Below are 8211 nucleotides of genomic sequence, written 5' to 3'. Positions count from 1 at the left end.
GGGCCGACCTGCCGGCGCTGATCGCCGAGTCGCGGGCGGCCGGGGTGCGGGTCAACGTCAGCGACAGCGTCGCCAGCCCGGGGGAGGTGCCGGCGGCGCTGGGCCGGGCCGCGTACCGGATCGTGCAGGAGGGGCTGACCAACGCCCGCAAGCACGCGGCCGGCGCGGCCGTCACCGTGGACGTGGCCGGCGGGCCGGGCACCGGGCTGACCGTGGCGATCGGCAACCGCTGGCCGGTCGGCGCACCGACCGGCGGCACGCTTCCGGGAGCCGGCACCGGCCTGGTCGGCATCAGCGAACGGGTCACCCTCGCCGGTGGCCGGCTCGCCTACGGTCGGGACGACTCCGGTGACTTCCGGCTGGCCGCCTGGCTGCCATGGCCGGCGTGACCAACCCTGCCGGCGAAGCCGGGCCGCCGAGCGTGACCGGGCCTGCCAACGCAGCCGGGCGACCGGTACGCGTGCTGATCGTGGACGACGACGCGCTGGTCCGGGCCGGGCTCTCGATGATCCTCGGCGGTCTGCCGGACCTGACCGTGGTCGGCGAGGCGGCCGACGGTGGCGAGGTGCCGGCGGCCGTCGCCGCGTACGCCCCGGACGTGGTGCTGATGGACATCCGGATGCCCCGGGTCGACGGGCTGACCGCCACCGAGGCGCTGCGTGCCCAGCCGCACCCGCCGGAGGTGCTGGTGCTGACCACCTTCGACGCCGACGAGCAGGTGCTGCGAGCGCTCCGCGCCGGGGCGGCCGGTTTCCTGCTCAAGGACACCCCACCGGCGGAGATCGTCCGCGCCGTCCGCCGGGTCGCGGCGGGCGAGGCGACGCTCTCCCCGACGGTGACCCGGACGTTGATCGCCCACGTGACCGCCGCCGCCCCCGGCCCGGTCGGCCCGGACCCGCGCCGGGAACGGGCGCTGCGGCTGCTCACCGGGCTCAGTGAGCGGGAGCGGCAGGTGGCGGTCGCGCTGGGGCGGGGCCACACCAACGCGGAGATCGCGGGGGAGTTGTTCATGAGCGTGGCGACGGTGAAGGCGTACGTCTCTCGGCTGCTGACCCGACTGGAGCTGAACAACCGGGTCCAGGTGGCGCTGCTCGTGCACGACGCCGGCCTCGTCTGACGCGCGGTTTCGCCTGGTCAGATGGTCGGGCACTCCAACATGGATGAGGTTACACTCATTTTTGGTTGTTCCATCGTTGGTAGTGTCAGGAGTGATCGTGGACGGCTTTGTCGGACGGGACCGCGAACTCGACCTCCTGGGCGGCATGCTTTCTCGGGTCCGGCGGGGTGGCCGTGCCGGTCGGCCTGGGGGGGCCCTGCTCATGCGCGGTCGCCGGCGGGTGGGCAAGTCCCGACTGGTCGAGGAATTCGTGGAGCGGGCCGAGGTGCCGTACCTCTTCTTCACCGCCTCCGCGCAGCCGACAGTCGCAGCCGAACTCGCCCTCTTCGTGGAGGAGGCGGCCGCCTCGACGCTGCCGGGTGCGCAGATCCTTCGGGAGCAGCAACCACAGACCTGGGACGCGGCGCTGACCCTGCTCGCCGCCGCGCTGCCGTCCGACCGGCCGAGCGTCGTCGTTCTGGACGAGATGCCGTACCTCATCGCGGGCGACCCGGGCTTCGAGGGAACGCTGCAGAAGGTCTTCGATCGCGAGTTGTCCCGGCGGCCGGTCCTCCTGATCTGCGTCGGATCGGACCTGGCCATGATGGAAGCCCTCAACGACTACGGCCGGCCGTTCCACCAGCGCGCCACGGAGATGGTCATTCCGCCGCTGAGCCCCGCCGACGTCAGCGACATGCTCGGTCTGCCCGCCGCCGACGCGTTCGACGCCTACCTGGTGTCCGGCGGTCTGCCGCTGATCCTCGACGAGTGGCCGACCGGTGCGTCCGTCCACGAGTATCTGACCGACGCGGTACGGGATCCGACCTCTGCCCTGCTGGTCAGCGGCGAGCGGGCACTGGCGGCGGAGTTCCCGCCCCAGTCCCAGGCGGGTCTGGTGCTGCGGGCCATCGGCTCCGGTGAGCGGACCTTCTCGCTGATCTCCCGCGCGGCAGGGGACCTTCCGCAGGCGTCCCTCAACCGCGCCCTGCGCCTGCTGACCCAGAAGCGGGCCGTGGAGGTCACCGTTCCGCTGTCGACAAAGCCGTCGCGGGACACCCGGTACGCGGTGGCCGATCCGTACCTGCGCTTCTGGTTGTCGTTCCTGGGGCCGCACCTCTCCGAGATCGAGCGGGGGCGGGGCGACCTGACCCTGGACCGGATCGACCGGTCGTGGACGTCCTGGCGGGGACGGGCCATCGAACCTGTCGTCCGGGAGGCGCTGCGCCGGCTGCCCGGTGACCATCTGCCAGCGGAGGCGGCGACGATCGGTGGCTACTGGACCCGGACCAACGACCCGGAGATCGACATAGTCGGCGCCGACCGTGCGCCCGTCGCTCGGAGCATCAGCTTCGTCGGGTCGGTCAAGTGGCAGGAGAGCCGGCCCTTCGACGCGCATGACCTGGGCCGGCTACTCCTGCACCGGTCTCTGCTTCCCGGCGCCGACGAATCGGTGCCGGTCGTTGCCGTGTCGCGCAGCGGCACCGCCGTCGACGGCATCCGGGTGCTGTCGGCGGAGGATCTGCTTAGCGCGTACCGGAATTGAACTTTCGTCAGGTGTCCGCCGTACCCATGGCCGAGGATGTCGGTGCGGTGGGTCCGCCGTACCGCTGCCGAACTGCGGGAGGCCTGCCGTGCGAGTTGGTGAGCAGTCGACGGATCCCATCGATCAGGTACTGGGTGAGGTGCCAATGCCGGCACCGTTGACCCCGGAGGATGTCCGGCTCGCGGTCCGGGCGGTGGTCGTGCACACCGCCGAGGAGTGGCCCACCGGGCCGCTGTGCCGCAACGACGGCGCCTCCTACCCGTGCCGGCTGCACCGCTGGGGGCGACGCGTGTTGGAGACACACGGGCTCAACGAGCGGCAGATCGAGGCGTTGATCCGGCACGGTAATCCGTTCGTGCACGTGCCCTTCCCGTTCACGGCGACCGGGCCGTCGCGGCAACAGGCCGCGCGGGTCGTCCCCCAGGGGGTACGGCCCACCGCTGCTGGCCGGCCGGTGACTCCCCCCGTCACCGCGCCGCGCTGGCCCCGGGCGAGCTGAGCGCGTTATCCCCCTCCGCCCACCCGACCCGGGGCGACAGGACGTCGGTCCGGCGCGGAAATCCCCCCTCCGCGTCGGACCGACGTCGCTCTGAGCTGGCGGTTCAGTTGCCGACGCCGCAGTCCGGGGCGGCCCAGCTCGTCGTGTTCGAGCTGCTGTCGCTGTTGTTCTCCCGGCGCGAGTCGACGTGCACGTGGTCGTCGTGGTCGGGGTAGCCCGGCCCGTAGATCCCACTGAAGCCGTTGTTGCGGGCGTTGCGGGCGACCTGGCAGAGCGAGGACGTTCGTGAGGTCACGTCGGCCGCGTTGCCGTACAGGTGCTGGCTGTCGGACGCGCCGCCGACCTGGTTGTTGCAGGCGCGACTGCGGAAACCGCTGGACACGTCGAGCGGCTTGTCGCCGAGGCTCTTGCGCAGCGCCTCCAGCTTCCACATGGTGCGCAGCGCGTTCTGCTTTGTCTGGTTCGCCGGCAGCGGGCCGCCGCTCCACCCGCTCCCGCCGCACCCGTCGTCCAGCTCGCCGTAGGTGAAGTGCGCGGGCGTGCAGTCGTTGTCCTGAAGTTGGTACAGCTTGGCGAAGGTCTGCGGGCCGGCGACGCCGTCGGCGCGCAGCCCGTACGCCTGTTGGAACCGCTTGACCGCGGCGGCGGTCTTCGGCCCGTAGCGGCCGTCGTTCTCCACGATGTCCCGGTAGCCGGCCCACCCGGCGACCCGGATCTGCAACTGGCGGACGTCGTCGCCGGAGCGCCCCTGGGTCAGGGTGCGGTTCCAGGTGTAACAGCCGTCCGCGTGCGCCGCCGGTGCGGCGACCACCGTGGCGATTGCGGCCCCGGGCAGTGCCAGGGCGAATGCGACGGCGGCACGCTTCAAGGTGTTTACGCGCACAGAAGTCCTCCCGATAGGAGAGCGAATGGGGTGGCTTCAGGACATCGACCGAGAAGTCCCGTGATTTCCACCCTCGCACTGATCCGTGCTGTTGGAGGTAGTTAACGAGAATCGTGCTCACAATCCGCTGTTCCTGGATATCACCTGGGAATTCAGCTGATTTGCGAAACAGTCACTCCCGGCCGATCGGCCCTGCCGCCGTCAAGCGCACCGAACGTCGCAAACTGCCACACCGAGGGTGATGTTCCCGAGGTCACGGCGGCCGGTAACGTCAGCCCCGGACGGTGGACTGGCGGAGGTGCGCGTGGCACGCGGTGGCGTCTTCTGTGTCGAGGGTCAGTGGCACCGTGACCTCAACGAGCGGGGCTCCGTGCTGCCCACCCTCGAGCTGCTGGAGCGGCTGGGCAAGATCCGCTTCATCCACAAGGACGCGGCCACCCGCGACGAGTTGTTCTACTTCCTGGACCGCTGGCTGCTCAAGCAGTACGCCGACCACCGGGTCGGCTTCTTCGCCATGCACGGCGAGCCGAGCCGGCTCTGCCTCACCGACTGGCAGTCGGTGGAGTTGAACGAGGTGGCCGAGCTGATGGCCGGTCGCGCGGAGGGGCGCCGACTCTATTTCGGCAGCTGCTCGGTGCTGCGCGCCTCGGACGCGGTGCTGCGCGAGTTCCTGGAGGTCACCGGAGCGGCTCTGATCTGCGGTTTCACCCGGGAAGTCGACTGGGTCGAATCGGCGGCCTTCGAGACCGTGCTCCTCGACGTGCTCGCCAACGGCCAGCGACACAATGCCGCCGAGCTGCGGATGGGCTCCGCCCACTGGGCGCCGCTCGCGTCGTACCTCGGTTTTCGGGTGATCTACGCCAACGGGCGGGCCTGGCGTCCGTCCGGCCACCCCCGGGTGCCCACCCAGGCGGTGCGTCGCGCCGCGGCCCGGCCTCGCTGACCCGCCGCCGCCGTGGTGACCGCGCCCTGGTAGGAACGGGGAATGGCACGCAGCATCGCAAGGAACACCCGGGTCGACCGGGACGGCCTGCTCGACTTCCTCCGGCCGCGACACCACGTCGTGCTGATGACCACCCGGGCCGACGGGCGCCCGCAGTCCTCCCCGGTCTCCGCCGGGGTCGACGGGCAGGGCCGGCTGGTCGTCTCCACCTACCCGGAGCGGGCCAAGGTGAGCAACCTCCGCCGCGACCCCCGGGTTTCGGCCTGCGTGCTCAGCGACGACTGGAACGGCCCCTGGGTGCAGATCGACGGCACCGCCGAGGTGCTGGACCTGCCCGAGGCCCTGGAGCCGCTGGTCGAGTACTTCCGCAGCATCTCCGGCGAGCACCCGGACTGGGACGACTACCGGGCGGCGATGGTGCGCCAGGGCAAGTCGCTGATCCGGGTCACCATCGACGCCTGGGGTCCGATCGCCACCGGTGGCTTCCCGGCCCGCCTCGCCGACTGACCACGGCCGGCCCGCGCCCCGGTCAGTACGCGGCGGTGAAGCGGGCGTTCTGGTGTCGCGGCTGCTCGATCTCGTCGATGATCGCCACTGCCAGGTCCTCGTACGTGAGCACCGAGCGGCCTTGGGCGTCGGTGACCGGCTGGTCGGTGCCGGTGCGGTAGTGCCCGGTGCGCGTGCCGGGGTGGAATTCCAGCGGGGGCGGCGAGACGTACGTCCAGCTCACCCCGTCGGCGGCGGTGCGGTAGTAGTCCAGCGCGTCCGCCTGGCCCAGCGCCGATTCCCGGTACTCCGCCGGGAAGTCCGGCTCGTCGAGAATGCGGGTGCCGCCCGGGGTGAGCAGGGTGGACCCGCCGCCCAGGTGGATGATCCGCGGTGCGGCCGGCATCCCGCGCAGCGTGGTCACCAGGTTCTCCGCCGCGTTCCGCCACAGCTCGCGCTCGCCGCCGCCGATCGCCACGACCAGCGCGTCGGCGTCCGGCGCCAGCTCCCGGACACTCCGCTCGCTGGTCGCGTCGCCGGTGACCGTCCGCACCCCGGCCGGCAGGTACGAGGTGGCCTCCGGGCGGCGGACGGCGGCGATCACCCGGTGCCCCCGGTCGACCGCCTCGGAAGCGACCCGCGAACCGGCGGTGCCGCCCGCGCCAAACACGACGATGGTGCTCACCAGCTCAGGCTAGGGACTGGGCCGGCCGCCCGCCGGTGGAACGACGATCTGGTCAGTCGACCAGGGCGGCGTAGACGAGCTGGCGCAGCTGGGAGCGGAGCGGGTAGGTGCTCGACGGCATCAGTTGCGTGAACAGCAGCGCGGTGATCTCCTCGGCCGGGTCGACCCAGAACGCGGTGCTGGCCACCCCGCCCCAGTAGAACTCGCCGACGCTGCTCGGCACCCGGCTGGGGATCGGGTCGTCGACCACCGCGAAGCCGAGGCCGAAGCCGATCCCGTCCAGGGTGGTCTCGGCGAAGCCGCCGGTGGACAGGGTGCCCAGGTCCTGACCACCGGGCAGGTGGTTGCGGGTCATGAACCGCACCGTGCGTGGCCCGAGCAGCCGGACGCCGTCCAGCTCGCCGCCGCGCAGCAGCAACTGCGTGAATCGGTGGTAGTCGGCGGCGCTGGAGATCAGACCGCCACCGCCGGAGAGCAGCGCCGGCTTGCGGAACGCGAGCGACCCGAGGCTGTCGTAGCGAACGGCCCGGCCGCTGCGCGGTTCCGGGACGTAGAGCGCGGCCAGCCGGTCGGCCTCGTCGCCCTCCACCCACCAGCGGGTGTCGGTCATGCCCAGTGGGCCGAAGATCCGGTCGGCGAAGAACGCGTCGAGGCTCTGCCCGGAGATCACCTCGACGAGTCGGCCGAGCACGTCGGTGGCGACGGAGTAGCCCCACGCCGAGCCGGGCTGGAACAGCAGCGGCAGCTCGCCGAAGGCCGCGCAGGCGCCGGCCAGGTCGACGTCCGTCGGCGGGTACAGGTCGTAGCCGGCGGCCCGGTAGAGCCCGTCGACCACCGAGGTCTGCATGAAGCCGTACGTCAGACCGGCCGTGTGGGTGAGCAGGTGCCAGACCCGGATCGGCTCGACCGCCGGCACGGTGTACGGCTTGAGCACCGACCCCTTCGAGTAGACCCGCAGGTCGGCGAACTCGGGCAGCCAGCGGCTGATCTCGTCGGTCAGCTCGAACCGGCCCTCTTCCCACAGCATCATCGCCGCGACCGAGGTGACCGGCTTGGTCATCGAGTAGATCCGCCAGAGCGTGTCGGGCTCGACCGGTGCGCCCGACTCCCGATCGCGCAGCCCGTACGTCGAGGAGTGCGCCACCTCGCCGCCACGGGTGACCACCACCTGCCAGCCGGCGAGCCGGCCGTCGTCGACGTACCGGCCGAAGTGCTCGTCGATCCGTGCCAGCCGCGTCGGGTCGAAACCGATCTGATCCGGGTCCTTGCTCCGAGCCACACTCACGCCGCCGAACCTACTCGCCGGTACGCCGACACCGGAAGGGGGCCCGGCACCGGCCACGCCGGCCGCCGGCCGTCGGCGGCGACCACTAGCCTGGCCGGATGCCGGAGTTGACCGAGGACGTGACCTTCCGCAACGAGGACTGGTACGGCGAGGAGCTGACCGACCGGCACTTCGTGGGTTGCGAGTTCTTCGGTGTGGACCTGACCGAGGCGTCGAGCAGGGGCGCGGTCTTCACCGGGTGCACGTTCGGCAACGTGGCGTTCAACGCCTCCCGACATGTCGACTCCGCCTTCACCCGTTGCGTCTTTCGGCGGTGCAACTTCTTCGAGGCCGAGTTCACCGGCTGCAAGCTGGTCGGCAGCACGTTCAGCGAGTGCGACCTGCGTCCGTTGACAGTGGACGGCGGTGACTGGTCCTTCGCCGCGCTGCCCGGCGCCGACCTGCGCGGCGTTCGACTGACGGGGGTGCGGATGCGCGAGGTGGACCTCACCAGGGCCAACCTGACCGGTGCTACCGTCACCGGTGTCGATCTTTCCGGCGCGCAGCTGCACAACGTCCGGCTCGGCGGCGCCGACCTGCGGGGCAGCGATCTCACCGCGCTCGACCCGACGGTCGTCGAGCGGGCCGGCGCCATCATCGACGTCGAGCAGGCCGTGGTCGTCGCGCAACTGCTCGGCTTCCGGATCGGCTGACGCGGAAGGCGCTCGTGGTCTGCCGAAGTGTCCGTCCGGCCGGGATGGGACGAGCGGCGTGTGGGGGAAGGGTGGGGGGCTGGGTGGGGCCGGGCAACC

General features: G+C 71.5%; 10 protein-coding genes. 7 read left to right on the top strand and 3 right to left on the bottom strand.

What is annotated here, in order from left to right; genetic code table 11:
- From PSH25_RS23190 to PSH25_RS23175, 4 genes are all read left to right on the top strand, one after another.
- Nucleotides 1-389, top strand: a 389-nt coding sequence (locus PSH25_RS23190; RefSeq protein WP_372492834.1) for a sensor histidine kinase, incomplete at its 5' end; no start/stop codon positions are given.
- Nucleotides 368-1117 (top strand): response regulator, encoded by a 750-nt coding sequence (locus PSH25_RS23185; RefSeq protein ID WP_238661077.1) that lies wholly within the window; start codon nucleotides 368-370, stop codon nucleotides 1115-1117. The genes PSH25_RS23190 and PSH25_RS23185, both read left to right, overlap by 22 nt.
- Nucleotides 1118-1214: 97 nt before the next feature.
- The gene (locus tag PSH25_RS23180) at nucleotides 1215-2639 is read left to right on the top strand and encodes an ATP-binding protein (RefSeq protein ID WP_238661076.1); all 1425 of its coding nucleotides are present in this window, start codon (nucleotides 1215-1217) and stop codon (nucleotides 2637-2639) included.
- Nucleotides 2640-2784: 145 nt separating this feature from the next.
- The gene (locus tag PSH25_RS23175) at nucleotides 2785-3138 is read left to right on the top strand and encodes a hypothetical protein (RefSeq protein ID WP_225855057.1); all 354 of its coding nucleotides are present in this window, start codon (nucleotides 2785-2787) and stop codon (nucleotides 3136-3138) included.
- A 103-nt stretch (nucleotides 3139-3241) separates the two neighbouring features.
- On the opposite strand, the gene PSH25_RS23170 is transcribed toward PSH25_RS23175, so the two are convergent.
- Nucleotides 3242-4021, bottom strand: a complete 780-nt coding sequence (locus PSH25_RS23170; protein WP_238661075.1) for a D-Ala-D-Ala carboxypeptidase family metallohydrolase — start codon at nucleotides 4019-4021, stop codon at nucleotides 3242-3244.
- 304 nt (nucleotides 4022-4325) lie between these two features.
- On the opposite strand from PSH25_RS23170, the gene PSH25_RS23165 reads away from it, so the two are divergent.
- Both PSH25_RS23165 and PSH25_RS23160 read left to right on the top strand, forming a co-directional pair.
- Nucleotides 4326-4964 carry a DUF6642 family protein gene (locus PSH25_RS23165; protein ID WP_238661074.1) on the top strand — a complete coding sequence of 213 codons (639 nt, stop codon included), beginning with the start codon at nucleotides 4326-4328 and terminating at the stop codon, nucleotides 4962-4964.
- A gap of 42 nt (nucleotides 4965-5006) precedes the next feature.
- Complete coding sequence (locus tag PSH25_RS23160) at nucleotides 5007-5471, top strand: PPOX class F420-dependent oxidoreductase (RefSeq protein ID WP_238661073.1); 465 nt, start codon at nucleotides 5007-5009, stop codon at nucleotides 5469-5471.
- Nucleotides 5472-5493: 22 nt separating this feature from the next.
- On the opposite strand, the gene PSH25_RS23155 is transcribed toward PSH25_RS23160, so the two are convergent.
- Nucleotides 5494-6135: an NAD(P)-dependent oxidoreductase gene (locus PSH25_RS23155; protein ID WP_238661072.1), complete on the bottom strand. Its 642-nt coding sequence runs from the start codon at nucleotides 6133-6135 to the stop codon at nucleotides 5494-5496.
- A gap of 52 nt (nucleotides 6136-6187) precedes the next feature.
- The gene (locus PSH25_RS23150; RefSeq protein ID WP_238661071.1) at nucleotides 6188-7420 is read right to left on the bottom strand and encodes a serine hydrolase domain-containing protein; all 1233 of its coding nucleotides are present in this window, start codon (nucleotides 7418-7420) and stop codon (nucleotides 6188-6190) included.
- A gap of 98 nt (nucleotides 7421-7518) precedes the next feature.
- Between PSH25_RS23150 and PSH25_RS23145 the strand changes: the two genes are divergently transcribed.
- Nucleotides 7519-8112, top strand: coding sequence for a pentapeptide repeat-containing protein (locus PSH25_RS23145; protein WP_238661070.1), 594 nt, complete (start codon nucleotides 7519-7521; stop codon nucleotides 8110-8112).
- Nucleotides 8113-8211: the final 99 nt, after the last annotated feature.

This window comes from Micromonospora foliorum (assembly GCF_022229015.1).
GTDB lineage: Bacteria > Actinomycetota > Actinomycetes > Mycobacteriales > Micromonosporaceae > Micromonospora > Micromonospora foliorum.
The sequence above is the reverse complement of the archived record's forward strand: the minus strand, read 5'-3'. Positions and strand labels throughout refer to the sequence as shown.